18 protein-coding genes are annotated in these 19,666 nt (G+C 70.9%); 13 read left to right on the top strand and 5 right to left on the bottom strand.

The window, feature by feature from the left end:
• Positions 1 to 217 precede the first annotated feature (217 nt).
• On the top strand, positions 218 to 835 hold the full coding sequence (locus tag HP445_RS02170) for a CE1759 family FMN reductase (RefSeq protein ID WP_111038865.1): 618 nt from the start codon (positions 218 to 220) through the stop codon (positions 833 to 835).
• A gap of 19 nt (positions 836 to 854) precedes the next feature.
• On the opposite strand, the gene HP445_RS02165 is transcribed toward HP445_RS02170, so the two are convergent.
• Positions 855 to 2,072 (bottom strand): coiled-coil domain-containing protein, encoded by a 1,218-nt coding sequence (locus tag HP445_RS02165; protein ID WP_128781327.1) that lies wholly within the window; start codon positions 2,070 to 2,072, stop codon positions 855 to 857.
• A 281-nt stretch (positions 2,073 to 2,353) separates the two neighbouring features.
• On the opposite strand from HP445_RS02165, the gene HP445_RS02160 reads away from it, so the two are divergent.
• Positions 2,354 to 4,633 (top strand): polyribonucleotide nucleotidyltransferase, encoded by a 2,280-nt coding sequence (locus tag HP445_RS02160; RefSeq protein WP_110864729.1) that lies wholly within the window; start codon positions 2,354 to 2,356, stop codon positions 4,631 to 4,633.
• 189 nt (positions 4,634 to 4,822) lie between these two features.
• On the opposite strand, the gene HP445_RS02155 is transcribed toward HP445_RS02160, so the two are convergent.
• The gene (locus tag HP445_RS02155; RefSeq protein ID WP_128781328.1) at positions 4,823 to 5,350 is read right to left on the bottom strand and encodes a YbhB/YbcL family Raf kinase inhibitor-like protein; all 528 of its coding nucleotides are present in this window, start codon (positions 5,348 to 5,350) and stop codon (positions 4,823 to 4,825) included.
• Between the two features lie 288 nt (positions 5,351 to 5,638).
• The gene (locus HP445_RS02150; protein ID WP_110891918.1) at positions 5,639 to 6,286 is read right to left on the bottom strand and encodes a TetR/AcrR family transcriptional regulator; all 648 of its coding nucleotides are present in this window, start codon (positions 6,284 to 6,286) and stop codon (positions 5,639 to 5,641) included.
• 251 nt (positions 6,287 to 6,537) lie between these two features.
• Here HP445_RS02150 and HP445_RS02145 point away from each other — a divergent pair, with 251 nt between their 5' ends.
• Entirely contained in the window at positions 6,538 to 7,872 is a 1,335-nt protein-coding gene (locus tag HP445_RS02145; protein ID WP_111033187.1) for a M16 family metallopeptidase, read from the top strand.
• 8 nt (positions 7,873 to 7,880) lie between these two features.
• Complete coding sequence (locus tag HP445_RS02140) at positions 7,881 to 8,483, top strand: histidine phosphatase family protein (protein ID WP_027464756.1); 603 nt, start codon at positions 7,881 to 7,883, stop codon at positions 8,481 to 8,483.
• Between the two features lie 49 nt (positions 8,484 to 8,532).
• Here the strand turns inward: HP445_RS02140 and HP445_RS02135 are convergent, their stop codons facing one another.
• Positions 8,533 to 9,024 carry a GNAT family N-acetyltransferase gene (locus HP445_RS02135; protein ID WP_128781329.1) on the bottom strand — a complete coding sequence of 164 codons (492 nt, stop codon included), beginning with the start codon at positions 9,022 to 9,024 and terminating at the stop codon, positions 8,533 to 8,535.
• A 23-nt stretch (positions 9,025 to 9,047) separates the two neighbouring features.
• Between HP445_RS02135 and HP445_RS02130 the strand changes: the two genes are divergently transcribed.
• Both HP445_RS02130 and HP445_RS02125 read left to right on the top strand, forming a co-directional pair.
• Complete coding sequence (locus HP445_RS02130) at positions 9,048 to 9,794, top strand: 4-hydroxy-tetrahydrodipicolinate reductase (RefSeq protein WP_228513608.1); 747 nt, start codon at positions 9,048 to 9,050, stop codon at positions 9,792 to 9,794.
• A gap of 14 nt (positions 9,795 to 9,808) precedes the next feature.
• On the top strand, positions 9,809 to 10,273 hold the full coding sequence (locus HP445_RS02125; RefSeq protein WP_017885925.1) for a tetratricopeptide repeat protein: 465 nt from the start codon (positions 9,809 to 9,811) through the stop codon (positions 10,271 to 10,273).
• A 19-nt stretch (positions 10,274 to 10,292) separates the two neighbouring features.
• Here the strand turns inward: HP445_RS02125 and HP445_RS02120 are convergent, their stop codons facing one another.
• Positions 10,293 to 11,207 (bottom strand): TIGR01777 family oxidoreductase, encoded by a 915-nt coding sequence (locus HP445_RS02120; protein ID WP_128781330.1) that lies wholly within the window; start codon positions 11,205 to 11,207, stop codon positions 10,293 to 10,295.
• 38 nt (positions 11,208 to 11,245) lie between these two features.
• On the opposite strand from HP445_RS02120, the gene HP445_RS02115 reads away from it, so the two are divergent.
• From HP445_RS02115 to HP445_RS02085, 7 genes are all read left to right on the top strand, one after another.
• On the top strand, positions 11,246 to 12,076 hold the full coding sequence (locus HP445_RS02115) for a thymidylate synthase (RefSeq protein ID WP_128781331.1): 831 nt from the start codon (positions 11,246 to 11,248) through the stop codon (positions 12,074 to 12,076).
• A complete protein-coding gene (locus HP445_RS02110; RefSeq protein ID WP_128781332.1) occupies positions 12,076 to 12,576 on the top strand; it encodes a dihydrofolate reductase in 501 nt (166 codons plus the stop codon). Before HP445_RS02115 ends, HP445_RS02110 begins: the two co-directional genes overlap by 1 nt.
• A gap of 125 nt (positions 12,577 to 12,701) precedes the next feature.
• A complete protein-coding gene (gene dapA, locus HP445_RS02105; protein WP_017885921.1) occupies positions 12,702 to 13,679 on the top strand; it encodes a 4-hydroxy-tetrahydrodipicolinate synthase in 978 nt (325 codons plus the stop codon).
• A 49-nt stretch (positions 13,680 to 13,728) separates the two neighbouring features.
• Positions 13,729 to 15,405 (top strand): ribonuclease J, encoded by a 1,677-nt coding sequence (locus HP445_RS02100; protein WP_027464761.1) that lies wholly within the window; start codon positions 13,729 to 13,731, stop codon positions 15,403 to 15,405.
• A 123-nt stretch (positions 15,406 to 15,528) separates the two neighbouring features.
• Positions 15,529 to 18,453, top strand: coding sequence for an FtsK/SpoIIIE family DNA translocase (locus tag HP445_RS02095; protein WP_128781333.1), 2,925 nt, complete (start codon positions 15,529 to 15,531; stop codon positions 18,451 to 18,453).
• 5 nt (positions 18,454 to 18,458) lie between these two features.
• Positions 18,459 to 19,103, top strand: coding sequence for a CDP-diacylglycerol--glycerol-3-phosphate 3-phosphatidyltransferase (gene pgsA, locus HP445_RS02090; RefSeq protein ID WP_164941245.1), 645 nt, complete (start codon positions 18,459 to 18,461; stop codon positions 19,101 to 19,103).
• On the top strand, positions 19,100 to 19,627 hold the full coding sequence (locus HP445_RS02085; RefSeq protein WP_110864739.1) for a CinA family protein: 528 nt from the start codon (positions 19,100 to 19,102) through the stop codon (positions 19,625 to 19,627). Before pgsA ends, HP445_RS02085 begins: the two co-directional genes overlap by 4 nt.
• The last annotated feature ends 39 nt before the right edge of the window (positions 19,628 to 19,666 follow it).

Raw genomic sequence — 19,666 nt, 5'->3', positions numbered from 1 at the left:
GTCGGTCGCGAGGTCGGTCACGACACGTCGCCCGCGCTCGTGCGGCGGTCACGACTCGTCGGCCACAACGGTCCCAGTCGACAGTTCGTGACCGCTCCGCAGTCACCGCGCGGGGAGTCGTGACCGATCGGCACGCTGTTCGATGGCGGGAATGGTTGCGAGGGGAGCCCGGTTGGATGTTAGGTTCATGCAAACGCATCGAAAGTCGGGAAGCATCATGACCACCATCGCCGTCGTCTCCGCCGGACTCTCCGAGCCCAGCTCCACCCGCCTGCTCGCCGACCGTCTGGGGGAGGCCGCCGTCACGTCGCTCGTCGCCGAGGGCACCCCGGCACACGTCGTGCACGTCGAACTCCGGCCGCTCGCGCACGAGATCACCGACGCCATGCTCACCGGCTTCGCGGCCCCGGCGCTCTCCGCAGCGATGGCCGCCGTGGTCGAGGCCGACGCCGTCGTGTTCGTCACGCCGATCTTCACCGCGGGCGTCAGCGGACTGGCGAAGTCGTTCCTGGACGTGCTCGACAAGGACTCGATGGCCGACATGCCCGTCCTGCTCGGTGCCACCGGCGGGACCTCGCGGCACTCCCTCGCGATCGACCACGCCCTCCGGCCGGTCTTCGCGTACCTGCGTGCCGCGATCGTGCCCACCGGGGTCTTCGCCGCGACCGACGACTGGGGGACCGACGGTGACGCCGCCGCCCTGGACGGTCGCATCCGCCGGGCCGGAGCCGACCTGGCCTGGGCGATCCGGGCCTCCAGGCGGGCCCCGCAGGAAGCCGACGCGCTCCCCGCGACGCCGGACTTCGCGAGCCTGCTCGGCGGCCTCGGTCACTGACCGCCGGCTGGCCCCTGGCTCAGTACCAGTGCGGGTTGACGCTCATCTCGTGGCCCCACGCCCCGCAGGGTGATCCGTAGGCGCTCTTGATGTACGCGAGCCCCCAGTCGATCTGCGTGTTCGCGTTGGTGCGCCAGTCGGCTCCGGCGACCGCCATCTTCTCGGCCGGCAGCGACTGCGGGATGCCGTAGGCGCCGCTCGAGGCGTTCAGGGCGTTCGCCCGCCACCCGGACTCCTGCGTCCAGAGCGACACCAGGCACGAGAACTGGTCGGAGCCCCACCCGTACGACCCGAGCGCGCTCCGTGCGTAGGCCTGCGCAGCCGCGGGGTCCGCGGCGACGCCCCCGGTGCTCGGGTAGGACGAGCCGGTGCCGCCGCTCGTCGCGCCGCCGCTGGAAGCGCTGCTGCCGGCGTTCGCCGCGGCCGCGTTCGCCGCCGCCTCGGCCGCAGCCGCTGCGGCCCGCTTGCGCTGCTGCTCCGCCTTCTGCGCGGCGACCCGCTGGCCGAGTTCGTACCCGGCCTCCTGCTTCGCGGTGCTGTCCTTGAGCGACGCGAGCTGCGCGTACAGCTCGTCGCTGTGCTGCTCCGTCGACTCGACGGCGGCGTCCGCCGCCTGTTCCGCCGACTTCGCCGCGGCCGAGCGCTCCTCGGCCGCCTGCGCGCGCGTCGCGCGCTCCGTCTCGGCCCGCTCGGCCTGCTCGTGCAGCGAGGACGCCGTGCCCGCCGCGACGGACGCGTCGTCCATCACGCCGGACCAGGTCTCCGACAGCTGGTCGAGCGCGCCGAGCTGGTAGAGCAGCTGGTCCGGGTTCTTCGCGGTCGCGATCCGGGTGGTCATCTGGTTCGTGCTGCCGTCGCGGTACAGGTTCGCGGCCAGTTGGCCGGCCCGCTGCTGGGCCCGGTCCGCCGTCTCGCTCGCGTGCTGCGCCTGGGCCTGGAGGCTCGTGGCGGCCTGGGTGGCCGACGCCAGCTCCGACTCGGCCGCGTCCGCCTTCGACGAGGCCACCAGGGCGGCCTGCGACTTCGCGGCTGCTTCGTCCTGCGCCGACTGCAGCGCCGCCTGCACCTTCTGCACCTCGGCGCGCTTGGCGGTCTCGTTGCCCTTGGCTCGCTGGACGTCCTGCCAGGTGGGGTACTCGGTGGCGTTCGCGGGGGCAGCGGTCAGGGCCGGGGCGACGAGCGCGCCGACGACCACGGCGGCCGCGACGAGCACGCCCCGCGAGGGGGTGAGGCGCATGTCGGCAGGCTACCGATGTTCACCAGGAGTCCAGCGAGCCGCGCCGCCGACAGCCTGAGGACTGGTAAAGTCCATCGTGTCCGAGGACTCATTCCCCGGACGTCACACACAACACTGCGCAGGCCGGGCACGGAGCTGGTCATCGGTGGTGGCTCGCGGGCCGGAACGGTTTCCCGAGTGCTTCTACTGCTGGCCAGACATGCGTCCGGAACGATCGGCGCGCACGCACCATCGAGTGCCGTCGCCACGGCCTGCCGGAAACACATCAAGGAGGCGCCCTTTTGGAGGGTCCCGAGATCAAGTTCGCCGAAGCCGTCATCGACAACGGCAAGTACGGCAAGCGCACCGTCCGGTTCGAGACCGGTCGGCTCGCACAGCAGGCCCAGGGCGCGGTCGCCGCGTACCTGGACGAGGAAACGATGCTCCTCTCGGCCACCAGCGCCGGCAAGCACCCGCGTGAGGGCTTCGACTTCTTCCCGCTGACCGTCGACGTCGAGGAGCGTTCCTACGCCGCCGGCAAGATCCCCGGTTCGTTCTTCCGTCGCGAAGGCCGTCCGTCGACCGAGGCCATCCTCGTCTGCCGTCTGATCGACCGGCCGCTGCGTCCGTCGTTCGTCGACGGCCTCCGCAACGAGGTGCAGATCGTCATCACCGTCCTGAGCATCGCTCCGGACGAGTTCTACGACGCGCTGGCGATCAACGCCGCGTCCGCGTCGACGCAGATCTCCGGTCTGCCGTTCTCCGGCCCGATCGCCGGTGTGCGTCTCGCGCTCATCGGCGACCAGTGGGTCGCGTTCCCGAAGGCCTCGCAGCTCGCCGACGCCGTGTTCGACCTGACCGTCGCCGGTCGTGTCGTCACGGACGAGGCCGGCAACGAGGACGTCGCGATCATGATGGTCGAGGCGGAAGCCACCGAGCACGCCTGGGACCTCATCCAGGGCGGCGCCACCAAGCCCGACGAGGCCATCGTCGCCCAGGGTCTCGAGGCGGCCAAGCCGTTCCTCAAGTCCCTCGTCGACGCGCAGGCCAAGCTCGCTGCGCAGTCGGCCAAGGAGATCCAGGACTTCCCGGTCTTCCCGCCGTACGCGCCCGAGGTCTACTCGGCCGTCGAGGCCCTCGCGCTCTCCGAGCTCGGTGACGTCTACAAGATCGCCGCCAAGACCGAGCGTCAGGACGCCGACGACGCGCTCAAGTCGCGCGTCAAGGCCGCCATCGCCGAGCAGGTCACCGCGGGCTCGCTGCCCGAGGTCGCCAACTCGCAGGTCGGCGCCGCGTACAAGTCGGTCACGAAGAAGGTCGTCCGCGGCCGCATCCTGACCGAGCAGATCCGCATGGACGGCCGCGGCCTCGCCGACATCCGTCCGCTCGACGCCGAGGTCGCCGTGATCCCGCGCGTCCACGGTTCGGCGATCTTCCAGCGCGGCGAGACGCAGATCCTCGGCGTCACCACGCTGAACATGCTCAAGATGGAGCAGCAGATCGACTCGCTGTCGCCCGTCACGAAGAAGCGCTACCTGCACCACTACAACTTCCCGCCCTACTCGACCGGTGAGACCGGCCGCGTGGGTTCGCCGAAGCGTCGCGAGATCGGGCACGGCTTCCTCGCCGAGCGCGCCCTCGTGCCGGTGCTGCCGTCGCGTGACGAGTTCCCCTACGCCATCCGTCAGGTCTCCGAGGCGCTCAGCTCCAACGGCTCGACCTCGATGGGTTCCGTCTGCGCCTCGACCCTGTCGCTGCTCAACGCCGGTGTGCCCCTCAAGGCCCCGGTCGCCGGCATCGCGATGGGCCTGGTCTCCGACACCGTCGACGGCCAGACCCGCTACGCGGCCCTGACCGACATCCTCGGTGCGGAAGACGCCCTCGGCGACATGGACTTCAAGGTCGCCGGTACCTCGGAGTTCGTCACCGCGATCCAGCTCGACACCAAGCTCGACGGCATCCCGTCGACGGTGCTCGACGCGGCGCTCAAGCAGGCCAAGGAGGCCCGCTCGGCCATCCTCGGTGTGCTGAACGAGGCCATCGACGCCCCCGACGAGATGGCGGACACCGCTCCTCGCGTCATCTCGGTGCAGATCCCCGTCGACAAGATCGGCGAGCTGATCGGCCCGAAGGGCAAGACGATCAACGGGATCCAGGACACCACGGGTGCCGACATCTCGATCGAGGACAACGGCACCGTCTACATCGGCGCCGTCGACGGTCCGTCGGCCGAGGCCGCTCGTGCCCAGGTCAACGCGATCGCGAACCCGACCAACCCGGAGATCGGGGACCAGTTCCTCGGCACCGTCGTGAAGATCGCCACCTTCGGCGCCTTCGTGTCACTTCTCCCGGGCCGCGACGGTCTGCTCCACGTCTCCGAGGTCCGCAAGCTCGCCGGTGGCAAGCGCGTGGAGAACGTCGAAGACGTGCTCGGCGTCGGCCAGAAGGTCCTCGTCGAGGTCACCAAGGTGGACGACCGCGGCAAGCTGTCGCTCGCGCCGGTCGTGGCCGACGAGACCGAGGGTGACTCCACCTCGGCCGAGACGGTCCGCGCCCACGCCGAGGACCCGGCCGAGGGCTGATCCTCTCCGCGTCCTGACGCACGAACGGCCGCCGTCCCTTCCGGGGCGGCGGCCGTTCGCCGTTGCGGGGCAGGTGCCACGCGTGCGTTGGCCGCGCGTGCTTTCGCCGTCAGCGACACCTCACGGGCACGGCGCCGCGTGAACTGTCGCTGTGCGCGAACGATCACCGCGCCGTGCCACGCGTGTCCGTCAGGCCGCGGGGGTCTCCTGCGTGCCCATGAGCTGCGCGCGCCCGAGCAGTTGTCCACGGAGCATGAAGCCCACGACCGCGGGGGTCGCGTCGGCGGGGACCTCGAGCACGGGGACGTCGAGGGCGCTCAGCGTGAAGAAGTAGCGGTGCGCACCGTGGCCCGCGGGCGGAGCAGCCCCGAGGAACGTGTCCGTGCCGAACTCGTTGCGGCGGCGGAGTGCCTCCGCGGGCAGCAGGGCGTCATCGGTGCCGGCGCCTGCGGGGAGCGAGGTCGCCGAGCCCGGGATGTCGGTCAGGCTCCAGTGCCAGAAGCCGGAGCCGGTCGGGGCATCGGGGTCGTAGACGGTCAGGACGAAGCTCTTCGTGCCCTCGGGTGCGTCCGACCACTCGAGTGCGGGGGAGCGGTCCTCACCGCCGACGTCGGAGCCGCGTGCCGAGGTGGGCAGCTCGCCTCCGTCGGTGAAGTCGGGGCTCGTCAGGGTGAAGGACGGGACGTCGGGCAGGTTCCAGTTGGGATCGTTGGCCATGTCCCCAGCCAACACCCGCCGGCTCGGGCTGCGCTCGGTGCGCACGCGGGGCTGTGGGAGTTCGCACGTGACGGCCTGGAGGCGCGGTGCGGGCCCGCCACGGGCCTCCCGTCCGGCCGCGGTCGCCTCGACCGCCCCGCGGAAGCGACAGATGTGCGTCGCGCGGGTGCGCCCGTGCCGCGAAGGCGACAGGATGCCGCGAACGGTTCGCGGTGATCTGTCGCTTTCGCGAAAGCGACAGCCGACAGCCGACAGCCGACGGTGACAGCGCTGGCGGCGGGCCGGGCGTCAGCCCGCGAGCACCCGGTCGACCACGCGGTTGAGCGCAGCGGTGGCGGCGATCGCGTCACCGGCGTACGCGCCGGCCATCGCACCGTCGCGCGCGAGCATGAGCTCGTCGGCGCCGTCGCCGGGCAGGGGGTGTCCGGCCTCCTGCAGCAGGGTCGCTAGCCGTTCGGTGTACCAGTCGCGGTGCACGGCGACGACCTGGCGGACCGGGTCGCGCGGGTCGTGGTACTCGGCGGCGGCGTGCAGGAACGCACAGCCGCGGAACGCCGGGTCGTTGACGTCATCGGCCAGCGCGGCGACCCACGCACGGACGGCCCGCTCGGGGGAGCCGGCGTCGGCGATGAGCTGCTCCATCCGCTCCTGCACGCGCTCGTGCTGGGTGCGGATGTAGGCCAGGATCAGGTTGTCCTTCGACCCGTAGTGCTTGTAGAACGTCGCCTTCGTGACGCTCGCCTCGGAGATGAGACGGTCGACGCCGACGCTGTGGATGCCCTCTTCGTAGAAGAGCCGCGTGGCGGTCTCGAGGACACGGACCTTCGCGCCGCCGGAGCGGGGAGTCGGGGGGACGCTCGACCCGTCCGGCGACGCGAGGTTCGTGCTCGGGCCGGGGAGACGCTGGACGGCCGGTTGGGGGGAATCGACCGTCACAGCGTGTACTCCTCGGACTCATCGGCTCCGCGACCGGAGTGGGGGGACTCGGTGGTCGCGCAGGACTGATGTCCCGAGCCGCCGGATCGGAACTTAGGGGGGCTTTCGATCCGGCGTGGCCAACAGTAGCACAAGGAGGACAGACAGACGAGTCGGTCTGTCCACATTTTCTGTACCCCACTTCGAGTGGCACGCGACCGAGACCGGGAAACTGGGCGGGCGGCATCGACGGATCACTAGGCTCGTCTGCGATGAACCAGCCAGTGCCACTGCCGCTCGGGGCCCCGGACACGTCGTTCCTGACGTCCGGCGGGGCCTTCGTCCGTCGCACCGTGCTGCCCTCGGGCGTCCGTGTGCTGACCGAGGCGGTGCCGGGTGCCGCGTCGACGAGCATCGGGTTCTGGGTCGGCGTCGGTTCGCGTGACGAGCGCGACGGGCAGTTCGGGTCGACGCACTTCCTCGAACACCTGCTCTTCAAGGGCACCGAGACCCGATCGGCGCTCGACATCGCCATCGCGTTCGACTCGGTCGGCGGTGAGCACAACGCTGCGACCGCCAAGGAGTACACCTGCTACTACGCACGGGTCCGGGACACCGACGTCCCGATGGCCGTGAACGTCATCGGTGACATGGTCACCGGCTCGGTGCTCGAACCGGACGCCTTCGCCGTCGAGCGCGGGGTCATCCTCGAAGAGCTCGCGATGGCCGCCGACGATCCGGCCGACCTCGCGGGCGAGGCGTTCTTCGCCGCGGCCTTCGGCGGACACCCCCTCGGTCGTCCGATCGGCGGGACCCCGGACAGCATCCGTGCGGTCCAGCGCGACGAGGTGCTGGCCCACTACCGCGAGCACTACGCGCCGAACGGCATCGTCGTGACCGCTGCCGGTGCTGTCGACCACGACCGGTTCTGCGAGCTCGTCGCCGGCGTCTTCCACGACGCCCCGGACGCCGAGCCGCTGCCGCGCCGCACCCCCGAGACCGTGGCAGACCCGGTCGAGGCGAAGCTGACCGTGGTGCACCGCCCGACCGAGCAGGTCAGCATGCTCCGCGGCTCGCAGGGCCTCGACCTGCGCGACGACCGCCGTCCCTCACTCAGCGTCCTGAACGCCGTGCTCGGTGGCGGCATGAGTTCGCGCCTGTTCCAAGAGGTCCGTGAGCGCCGCGGTCTGGCCTACGCGGTGTCGTCGTTCGCCCCCGCGTACCTGGACAACGGCGCCTTCGGTGTCTACGCCGGGTGCGCGCCGGACAACGTCGCCGGAGTCATCGACATCGTCGACGCCGAGTTCCGCCGGATGGTCGACCACGGCATCACCGACGACGAGCTCCGACGTGCCAAGGGCCAGATCGAGGGCGCGCTGACGCTCTCGCTCGAGGACTCCGACGCCCGCATGACCCGGCTCGGCCGTTCCGAGCTCGGCACCGGCGAGTACACCGACCTGTCGACGGCGCTCGAGCGTGTCGACGGTGTCACGACCGACGGCGTGCTCGAACTCGCGCGCGACCTGCTCACCCGCCCGACGATCACCTCGGTCGTCGGTGCCGTGCAGCAGGACGAACTCGCCGCGGCCATCGGGATCGGCAGCTGAGCACGGACATGTCGCACTACCTGTACCTCGTCCGGCACGGCGAACACCAGGACGCCGAACACGGCCTGCGGGACGGCAAGCTCTCCGAACGCGGCAAGCGTCAGGCGACCCTGATCGCCGACCGCCTCGGCGGCGTGCCCTTCGACGGCGTGTACCACTCGCCGCTCGAGGCCCCGAGCGAGACCGCCGCGTTCCTGTCGCAGCGCCTGCCGTCGATCCAGCCCGAGCCCTCGACACTGCTGTTCGACTGCATCCCCTCGGGCCCGACCCCGGACATGCCGCACGCCTACCAGGGCTGGTACGGCGGCATCACCGAAGAGGAGATCGTCGCCGGGCAGGCCCAGATGGGCGACGCGGTGTCGGAGTGGTTCACCCCGGCGCGCGAGGACCGGCACGACCTGCTGATCACCCACAACGCCGTGATCGGCTGGTTCGTGCGCGAGGCGTTCCAAGCCCCCGAGTGGCGATGGATGGGCACGAACGTCGCCCACACCGCGCTCACGATCATCCGGATCCGGTCGGCGAAGCCCGCCGAGGTCGTCACGCTGAACGACCTGGCCCACCTGCCGGTGGAGCTGCGCACCGGTCTGCCCGTCGACCAGCCCGTCTAGCGGCTGCCCGTCCGGTCCGTGGCGGCGCGGCCGGGAGGCCCGTGGCGGCTCAGGCGATCGGCTTGCGGTACCAGGCGGTCGCGTTCGGGTTGTCGTTGAACGGTTCGACCCGCTGGTACCCGCGGCCGCGGTACATCGCACCGGCCGCCACGAGCGAGTCGTTCGTGTCGAGGACGATGCTCGTCGCACCGAGGTCGGCTCCAGCCCGCTCGAGCAGGTCCATCACGGCCGTCGCGACGCCCGTGCCGCGCCCGGCCGGTGCCACGAAGACGTGCTTGACCTCGAACCGGACGTCGACGGCACCGGTCGCGTCGACCCCGTCCGCGATCCGACGGAGGCCGCCGCAGCCGACCGCGACGTCGTCGTCGTACGCCACCGCGAACACCCCGTTCGGCGGCGTGAACTCGGCCGCGGGGGTGCGCTTCCGCGAGTACGTGCCCTGCGCGCTCGGGAACGTCGCCGCGCGCTCGTCCAGGTACGCGTCGAGCAGCGCGTCGACCTCGGGCAGATCGGCCGGCACGGTCCTGACCTCGACTGACATGCGTCGATCCTAGGATGGACCGCATGGTCACTCCCGTCGCCGTCGTCGGCGCCACCGGTCGTCTCGGGGGCCTCGTGGCGTCCGTCGTCGAGGAACTCCCGGAGTTCGAGCTCGTCGCCCGCCTGTCGTCGAAGGACGGCGCGCACGAGGCGCCGCCGTCGGTCTTCGGCGGCGCGGCCCTGGTGGTCGACGTGACGGTGCCGTCGCTCAGTCCGGCGATCGTGGAGAACGCGCTGTCGAGCGGCGCGAACGTGCTCGTCGGCACCTCCGGCTGGTCGCTCGACCGGCTCGCGAAGCTCCGCACCGGGCTGCGGGAACGCCCGGACCAGGGGGTGCTCGTGGTCCCGAACTTCTCCATCGGCTCCGTGCTCGGCACCCACCTGGCGACGATCGCGGCACCGTGGTTCCCCGCCGCCGAGATCGTCGAGACCCACCACGCCGGCAAGATCGACTCGCCCTCGGGCACCGCGGTGCGCACCGCCGAGCTGATGGCCGACGCCCGGCGCGAGGTCGGTCCCGTGGACGCCCCGCACGTCGACCAGCGCGCCCGCGGCCAGCAGGTCGCCAGCGTGCCCATCCACTCGCTCCGGCTCCCCGGGGTGAAGGCCGTGCAGGACGTCGTGCTGAGCGGACCCGGCGAGACGCTGACGATCCGGCACGACACCAACGACGACGTCGCCTACGTCGCGGGCATCCGTGCGGCGCTGGCGAACGTGGTGTCGGCGCGGGGCCTCACCGTGGGCCTCGGCAGCGTCCTCGGCATCGGCTGACCGCCGTGGGTCGGATGGAGCGGGCCGGACGCACGATCCGCTCGCCGTTCTGGGGTGCAGCGCTGATGGCGGTGCTGCTCGCCCTGTACATCGTGCTCGTCGGGCAGCGCGCCGTCGCCTTCATCGCGACCGGGATCCCGATCGGCATCGGCATCGGCGTCGCGCTGTTCGTCGTCGCTGCGATCGGGGCGCTCCTGCTCGTGCTGGAGTTCCGCTTCGGCATCCGCATCACCCGGCTCGGCGCGCGGCTCGAAGCCGAGGGCGGCACCCCGGACGACGTCGTCCCGGTGCGGCCGTCGGGCCGGCCGATCCGCGACGCCGCCGACGAGCTGTTCCCGCGGTACCGCGACGCGGTCGAGCAGGACCCGGCCGACTGGCGTGCCTGGTACCGGCTCGGTGTGGTCTACGACGCCGCCGGTGACCGCAAGCGCGCGCGTTCGGCGATGCGCACCGCCCTGGCGCGCGCCGCCGACCGCTGACCGCGAGCTGATCCGCGGATCAGAAGACGGCGTCGATCGCGTCCGCCGCCTGCGTGTACCGGAACGTGTAGCCGGACTCGAGCAGCTTCGTGGGCACCATCCGCTGGCTCGACAGGAGCATGTCGTCGGCGGCGTCCCGCAGCGCCAGGCGCAGGGCGAACTCGGGGATCCGGAAGAGGTACGGGCGGTGCAGGACCTCGGCGACGTGCTTCGTGATGCGGTCGGCCACGACGGGCTCAGGGCCCGCCAGGTTCACCGGACCGGACACGTCCGGTGCCGCGGTCGCCAGGTGCACGATCGCGCCGACCCCGTCCTCGAGCGCGATCCAGGGCCAGTGCTGGCCACCGGTGCCGAGCCGGCTGCCGACGCCGAGCTTCGTCAGCGGGACGAGCGGCGCGAGCGCACCGCCGCCCTTGCCGATGACGATGCCGGTGCGGAGCGTGACGACCCGGACCCCGGCGGGAGCGGCGTTCGCGGCGGCCTCCCACGCGGTGCAGACGTCGGCGAGGAACCCCGTGCCCGGGGCGGCGTCATCCTGCAGCACGTCGGCCGGGCGGTCGCCGTACACGCCCGAGGCCGAGCCCGACAGGAACAGCGCCGGGGGAGTGGCGGCGTTCCGCATCGCTTCGACCAGGGTGTCGGTGGCGTCGATGCGCGAGCTGCGGATCTCCCGGCGGTAGGCGTCCGTCCACGGCAGCTTGCCGATGTTCGCGCCGGCCAGGTTGATCACCACGTCGGCACCGTCGAGGATCGCCGGGTCGAGCGGACGCCGCCCCGGTGCCCAGCGGAACTCGGTCGCGGTGCGCGCTTCGCGGCGGACGAGCGTGGTGACGTGGTGCCCCGCCTCGCGCAGGGCACGGACGAGGGGCGTCCCGATGAACCCGGACGAGCCGGCCACCAGGATCGAGAGCGGTTGTTCCGTCGTGTCGGGCATGCCCGCAACGCTACTCACACCGACGTAGGCTTCTGTGTGTGACCGACAGCGAGACCGTACAGCCCGACGCCTCCGTCCCGACGCCCTACGAAGACCTGCTCCGCCGGGTCCTGACCGAGGGCTCGCCGAAGGGTGACCGCACCGGCACCGGCACCCGGAGCCTGTTCGGCGCACAGCTCCGCTACGACCTGTCGAAGGGCTTCCCCCTCGTCAGCACCAAGCGCGTGCACTTCAAGTCGGTCGCGTACGAGCTCCTCTGGTTCCTCCGTGGCGAGGGCAACGCCACCTGGCTGCAGGAGCACGGTGTCCGGATCTGGAACGAGTGGGCGGACGCCGACGGCGACCTCGGCCCGGTGTACGGCGTGCAGTGGCGCTCGTGGCCCACCCCCTCGGGTGAGCACGTCGACCAGATCGCCCAGGTCATCGACCAGATCAAGACGAACCCGGACAGCCGCCGTCTCATCGTCTCGGCATGGAACGTGGCCGACGTTCCGGACATGGCGCTCGCCCCGTGCCACGCCTTCTTCCAGTTCTTCGTCAACGACGGCAAACTCTCGTGCCAGCTCTACCAGCGGAGCGCCGACATGTTCCTCGGCGTCCCGTTCAACATCGCCTCGTACGCGCTGCTGACCCACATGATCGCGGCGCAGACCGGGCTCGAGGTCGGCGACTTCGTCTGGACCGGCGGCGACTGCCACATCTACGACAACCACGTCGAACAGGTCGAGGAGCAGCTGTCCCGCACGGCGTACCCGATGCCGACGCTCGAACTCGCTCCGCGTGACTCGATCGACGAGTACGAGTACGAGGACTTCACCGTCGTCGGCTACGAGCACCACCCGGCGATCAAGGCCGCGGTCGCCGTCTGATGATCGGCATGGTCTGGGCCCGCTCGACCACCGGTGTCATCGGTGCCGACGGCGGCATGCCCTGGCACGTGCCCGAAGACCTGGTGCACTTCAAGCAGGTCACCGGCGACGCGACCGTGCTGATGGGCCGGCGCACCTGGGAGTCCCTGCCCGAGCGCTTCCGGCCGTTGCCCGGTCGGCGCAACGTCGTCCTCACCCGGGACACGACGTGGACGGCCGACGGCGCCGAGGTCGTGCACGACCTGCAGGCCGAACTCGAGCGTGCCGACGGCGCCGACGAGACGGTGTGGGTGATCGGCGGCGGTCAGGTCTACGCCGCCGCACTCGACGCGGCCGACCACGTCTCCGAGACCCTCATCGACGTCGACGTCCCCGGCGACACCGTCGCACCGACGCTCGACGAGACTGCCGCTTGGACGCTCACCGACGAGGGCCCGTGGCAGGAGTCCCGCAACGGCGGCACCCGCTACCGGTTCCTGGAGTGGCAGCGCCGCGCCTGAGCGCCCGCCCCCGCCGGGCGTGACCGGCGGGACGGACGTGATCCGGGCCTCCCGGCCGCGCCGCAGGCGGTCCACCGTCCACACGGACGGCGGCCTCCGCGCGCATCCCCGGTACGCTGGTGCCCGTGTCCCCGCGTGAGAATCCCTTCGGTCAGGTCCTCGTCGCCCTCGTGACCCCGTTCACGGCCGACGGCGAGGTCGACTGGCCCGGCGTCGAGCAGCACATCGACGACTGCATCACCGCCGGCGCCGACGGCATCGTCGTCACCGGCACGACCGGCGAGACGTCGACGCTGACCGACCCGGAGAAGCTCCGTCTGGTCGAGGTCGGCAAGTCCGTCGCCGCCGGCCGCGCGAAGATCATCACGGGCGGTGGCTCGAACGAGACCGCGCACGCGATCCACCTGTACAAGCAGAGCGAGAAGGCCGGCGCGGACGGCGTGATGATCGTCACGCCGTACTACAACAAGCCGACGCAGTCGGGTGTCCTCACCCACTTCCGGATGATCGCGGACGCCACCGACCTGCCGGTGATCCTGTACGACATCCCGGGCCGCACCGGCATCCCGATCACGTACGACACGATCCTGCGTGCGTCGAAGCACCCGAACATCCTCGCCGTGAAGGACGCCAAGGGCGACTTCGCCGAGGTCTCGCGGGTGCTGAACAACACCGACCTCATGTACTTCTCCGGCGATGACACGAACGTGCTCCCGCACCTGTCGATCGGCGCCACCGGCCTGATCGGCGTGACCGCGAACATCACGAGCGCGCCGTACCGCACCATCGTCGATGCGGTGAACCGGGGCGACCTGGCCACCGCGACGGCCGAGCACAAGCGACTCGAGCCGCTCGTCCGCGCCGTGATGACGCACGTTCCCGGTACCGTGGCCGCCAAGTACATCCTGCACGGGCTCGGCCGCATCGGCAGCCCGCGCGTCCGACTGCCGCTCGTCGGCCCCGAGGACTCCGAGGCGTACGCCATCGAGACCTCCCTCGAAGCCGTGCGCGACGTGCCCGGCGCCGACTTCTCGAACTTCCGCCCCGACCGCAACGCGGCGGCCGGCGGTGCACTACCGAAGGTGCCAGGCACCACCCGCTAGCGAACACCGCGGCGCGCAGCACGCGCGTCGCCCGAATCCGTAGGACCGAATGCCCACACAGATCTCCGAACCGCAGCCGCTCGAAGCCGGCACCCTCCGCGTCGTCCCCATCGGGGGCCTCGGCGAGATCGGTCGCAACATGACCGTCTACGAGTACGAGGGCAAGCTGCTCATCGTCGACGCCGGCGTGCTGTTCCCCGAGGAGCACCAGCCCGGTGTCGACCTGATCCTGCCGGACTTCTCGCCGATCCGTGACCGCCTCGACGACGTCCTCGGTGTCGTGCTCACGCACGGCCACGAAGACCACATCGGCGCCGTCCCGTACCTGCTGAAGCTCCGCGACGACATCCCGCTGATCGGCTCCACGCTGACCCTCGCGCTGGTCGAGGCGAAGCTCAAGGAACACCGGATCAAGCCGTACACGCTCGTCGTGGCCGAGGACCAGACCGAGCAGATCGGCCCGTTCCACCTCGAGTTCGTCGCCGTGAACCACTCCATCCCGGACGCCCTCGCCGTCGCGATCACGACCCCCGCCGGTCGTGTGCTGCACACGGGCGACTTCAAGATGGACCAGCTCCCGCTCGACGACCGCATCACCGACCTCCGTGCGTTCGCCCGTCTGGGCGAGGCCGGCGTGGACCTGTTCCTGCCGGACTCCACGAACGCCGACGTGCCGGGCTTCACCGCTCCGGAGCGCGACATCGGCCCGGTGCTCGAGAACATCATCATGCGCGCCCGCAAGAAGGTCGTCGTGGCGAGCTTCTCGTCGCACGTGCACCGCGTGCAGCAGGTCCTCGACGCCGCCGCAGCCGCGAACCGCAAGGTCGCGTTCATGGGCCGCTCGATGATCCGCAACATGACGATCGCCGCCGACCTCGGGTACCTGCGGGTGCCGGAGAACGTGCTCATCGACACGAAGAAGGCGAAGAACGTCCCCGACGACCAGATCGTCTACATGTCGACCGGGTCGCAGGGTGAGCCGATGGCCGTCCTGGCCCGCATGGCGAACCTCGAGCACCAGATCGAGATCGGCGAGGGCGACACCGTCATCCTCGCGTCGTCGCTCATCCCGGGCAACGAGAACGCCGTGTACCGCGTCATCGACGGGCTGACGAAGCTCGGTGCGAAGGTCGTGCACAAGGGCAACGCGAAGGTGCACGTCTCCGGACACGCCTCCGCCGGCGAGCTGCTCTACTGCTACAACATACTTCGGCCGCGCAACGTGCTCCCCGTCCACGGCGAGCACCGCCACCTGTACGCGAACGCCGACCTGGCGATCCAGACGGGTGTCCCGCCGCGCAACGTGATCCTCGGGCAGGACGGCATCGTCGTCGACCTGAAGGACGGCGTCGCGACGGTCGCCGGCCAGCTCGACATCGGCTACGTCTACGTCGACGGCTCCACCGTCGGCGAGATCACCGACGCCGACCTGAAGGACCGCCGCGTCCTGGCGGAAGAGGGCTTCATCTCGATCTTCTGCGCGGTGGACTTCACCACCGGGCAGTGCGTGATCGGCCCGGAGATCCAGTCGCGCGGCTTCGCCGAGGACGACTCCGTGTTCGACGACGTCCGCCCACAGATCGCCAAGGCGATCTCCGAGGCCGCGGCCAACGGCACGCGCGACTCGCACGCCTTCGCGCAGGTCGTCCGTCGCACGGTCGGTCGCTGGGTGAACACGAAGCACCGCCGTCGTCCGATGATCGTCCCGGTGGTCATCGAGGCGTAGGGCCCGTTCGCGGGTGGGCGCGCGTTCGCGTCCGTCCGGCCCGGGAGGCCCGTCCAGCGTCCGTCACGGACGCTGCGGCGGGCCTTCCTGCGTTTGTCCTGAGCGGGCGTTAGGGTTCTGCCCATGGCCGGAGGCACCAAGTCGACCACGCGCTCGCGCGCGTCCACGTCGTCCCGTGGCAACGGGACGCGCGGTTCGTCGCGCACCCAGGCCACGACGAAGAAGCTGCCGCAGGCCGCACCCACGCCGGTGTTCCGCGAGCAGAACCCGCTCGTGACCTTCTGGCTCGCGATGGCGCACGGCGTCGGCGCGATGTTCCGGCTGCTCGGCAAGGAGACCCTCGAGAAGGACCAGCGGCGCGACGGGTTCCCGTTCCTGCTGTTCCTGCTGGCCATCGCCGGCGGGGTCGTCGAGTGGCTCAACCCGACCAACAGCGTCTCCGTCGCACTCGACGCGTACACGTTCGGCGGGCTGTTCGGCCGCCTGGCGTTCGCCCTGCCCGTCATCATGATCGTGTTCGCCGGGTGGTTGTTCCGGCACCCGGCCTCGGTGCACGACAACACCCGGATCGGCATCGGCCTGGGCATCCTGATCGTGTCGATCGCCTCGCTCTGCCACGTCTTCGGCGGCCGACCGAGCGCGGCTGACGGCATGCCCGCGCTGGCTGCCGCCGGTGGGGTGCTCGGCTGGGTGGTCATCGGCTGGCTCGTCACGATCGCGACCGCCTGGGTGGCCGTCCCCGTGGCGATCGTGCTGCTGGTGCTCTCGCTCTTCATCATCACCAAGACGCCGCCGAACAAACTCGGGCGACGCCTGCACGAGCTCTACGCCTACCTGTTCGGCGCCCCGGCCCCCGCGGCAGAACCCGAGGCCGACGCCGCCGCCGTGGCGGAGCCCGCTGCCCGCGCCCGCACGTCGAAGCGCGGCAAGAAGGGCGACACCGACTTCCAGCTGTTCGACGACCTCGGGTTCGGTGACGAGCAGGCCGCTGCCGACGCCGAAGCCGGTGGCGACAACGTGCCGTGGTGGCGCCGGAACAAGTCCGGGCGCGAAGAGGACCCGGCGTACGACAGCCCCGTGCTGCCCCCGGCCAGCGGGGTCGCCCCGGCTGCCGCTGCGGTCGCACCAGTTGCCCCCGTCGTGCCCGCTGCGCCCGCGGTGAGCCCGAACGCCGGTGCCGCCGCCGGGCTCGTCGATCTCACGCCGGCCGAGCCCGCGTCGGTCAACCTCAACGACTCCGTCGAGCAGGACCTGCAGGACGCCGAGCAGGCCCTCCGCGCGTTCGGCACCGACGTCCCCGCGCGGCCGGAGCCGACCGCCGACATCCGTCCCGAGGTGCTGTCCGAGCCCGAGATCGTCGACGAGCCAGAGGACATCGACGCCGCCGCCGAGCTGAGCGCAGCCGCCGCCGGTTCCGACGACGATCCGTCGAAGCCCTACCGACTGCCCGCCGCCACGACGCTGAGTTCCGGAACGCCCTCGGTCGCGCGGAGCCAGGCGAACGACGACATCGTCGCCGCGATCACCGGGGTGCTCACCGAGTTCAAGGTCGACGCGAAGGTCACCGGGTTCTCCCGCGGGCCGACGGTGACCCGGTACGAGATCGAGCTCGGCCCCGGCGTCAAGGTCGAGCGGGTCACAGCCCTGTCGAAGAACCTGTCGTACGCGGTCGCCTCGAACGAGGTCCGCATCCTGTCGCCGATCCCGGGCAAGAGCGCCATCGGCGTCGAGATCCCGAACACCGACCGCGAGATCGTCTCGCTCGGTGACGTGCTGCGCTCGAACGCCGCCCGCAAGTCGAAGCACCCGATGACGATCGGCGTCGGCAAGGACGTCGAGGGCGGCTTCGTCGTCGCGAACCTCGCGAAGATGCCGCACCTGCTCGTCGCCGGCTCCACCGGTTCCGGCAAGTCGGTGTTCATCAACTCGATGATCACCTCGCTGCTGATGCGTGCGAAGCCGTCCGAGGTCCGCATGGTCCTGGTCGACCCGAAGCGCGTCGAGCTCTCGATCTACGCCGGTGTCCCGCACCTCATCACGCCCATCATCACGAACCCGAAGAAGGCGGCCGAAGCGCTGCAGTGGGTCGTGAAGGAGATGGACATGCGATACGACGACCTGGCGTCGTTCGGGTTCCGCCACGTCGACGACTTCAACAAGGCGATCGAGAACAACGAGATCGTCCTGCCGGCGGGCAGTGAGCGGAAGCTCAAGCCGTACCCGTACCTGCTCGTCGTCGTCGACGAGCTCGCGGACCTCATGCTCGTGGCGCCCCGCGACGTCGAGGAGTCGATCGTCCGCATCACCCAGCTCGCCCGCGCCGCCGGCATCCACCTGGTGCTCGCGACGCAGCGCCCCTCGGTCGACGTCATCACCGGCCTGATCAAGGCGAACGTGCCGTCGCGCATCGCCTTCGCGGTGACGAGCGTCACGGACTCCCGCGTCATCCTCGACCAGCCCGGCGCCGACAAGCTCATCGGTCAGGGCGACGCGCTCTTCCTGCCGATGGGCTCGTCCAAGTCGCTCCGCGTGCAGGGCGCCTGGGTGCAGGAGGGCGAGGTCGCCGAGGTCGTCCAGCACGTCACGCGGCAGGCGCAGCCCGAGTACCGCCAGGACGTCCAGGCCGTGGTCGAGCGCAAGGAGATCGACGCCGACATCGGTGACGACCTCGAACTGCTGCTCGCGGCCGTCGAGCAGGTCGTGTCGACCCAGTTCGGCTCGACGTCGATGCTGCAGCGCAAGCTCCGCGTCGGCTTCGCCAAGGCCGGTCGCCTGATGGACCTGATGGAGTCGCGCGACATCGTCGGGCCGTCCGAGGGGTCGAAGGCCCGCGACGTCCTGGTGACCGCCGACCAGCTGCCCGCGGTGCTCGCGAAGCTCCGCGGCGAGGAGCCGCCCGCCGCGGCCGCTCCGGCAGCGCCGGCCCCGACGCCGTCCGGCGACGGCGACCGCTACGGAGCAGACCCCGTCGGGGACATGACCCGCGGGTACGATGAAGTCCACGACGAGCCCGATGAGGACGCGTGGGGACTGACGGGCAGGGAGTGACGGCGATGACCGCCTCGGACAGCACGAACACCACGCACGGCGCACGGTTCCCGTGGCGCGGGCGGCTGCTGCGCAAGGGCCCCGGCCCCGCGTCGACCGCGAACGTCGCGAACATCATCACGGTGGTGCGCATCCTCATGGCGCCGCTGTTCTTCGTCCTGCTGCTCACCGACGCCGGCAACGACGGGCCGCTGCGCATCTGGGCCGCGGTCGTCTTCGTCGTGGCCATCGTCACGGACAGCGCCGACGGCATCATCGCCCGTCGGCAGAACCTGGTCACGGACTTCGGCAAGCTCGTCGACCCGATCGCCGACAAGGTGCTCATCGGTGGTGCGCTCGTCGCGCTGTCGATCCTGGCCGAGCTGCCCTGGTACGTGACCGTGCTGATCATGGTGCGCGAGATCGGCATCACGGTCTTCCGGTTCGCGGTGCTCTCCGACCGGGTGATCCCGGCCAGCCGCGGCGGCAAGATCAAGACCGTGCTGCAGGCCGTCGCGCTGACGGCCGCGCTGTTCCCGTGGTGGAACCTGGTCGGCGACTGGGCGCACTGGGTCAACGGCATCCTGATGACGGCCGCGTTCCTGGCAACGATCCTGAGCGGGATCGACTACCTCTGGCAGGCATGGAAGCACAACCGCACCACCGCATGACCGGGCCCGACCGCTCGACGCAGGCCGCGCCTCCCGTCCCGGTCGCACCGGGGCTCATCGCCGAGCTGACGGCACGGGGCGAGACCCTCGCCGTGGCGGAGTCGCTGACCGGCGGACTCGTCGTGGCGACGCTGGTCGACGTGCCGGGCGCGAGCGCCGTCGTCCGGGGCGGCGTCGTGGCCTACGCGACGCCCGTGAAGCACTCCGTGCTCGGGGTCTCGGCGGAGCTGCTCGAGGCCGAGGGTGCCGTGCATCCGGAAGTCGCCCGGCAGATGGCCGCCGGTGTCCGGATCGCGCTGTCCGTCGACGGGGAACCCGCGACGTGGGGGATCAGCACGACGGGCGTCGCCGGCCCGGACCCGCAGGACGGCAAGCCCGTCGGCACCGTGTACGTGGGGATCGCCTCCGCCGCGGGGGCTGAGGCCTTCGAGCTGCACCTCGACGGTGACCGGGGAGCAATCCGGCACGCCACCGTCTCCGAACTCCTTGCACGGATGTCGTCCGAGGTCCGGGGCCGGGAATAGGTCCCGTTTCCACTGGGTTACATCTCACGAAATCTCCAG

Origin of the sequence: Curtobacterium flaccumfaciens (assembly GCF_013359815.1) — a bacterium.
GTDB classification, from domain to species: Bacteria; Actinomycetota; Actinomycetes; order Actinomycetales; family Microbacteriaceae; genus Curtobacterium; species Curtobacterium flaccumfaciens.
Note: the sequence above shows the minus strand (reverse complement) of the source record. Positions and strands in the feature narration are given on the sequence as shown.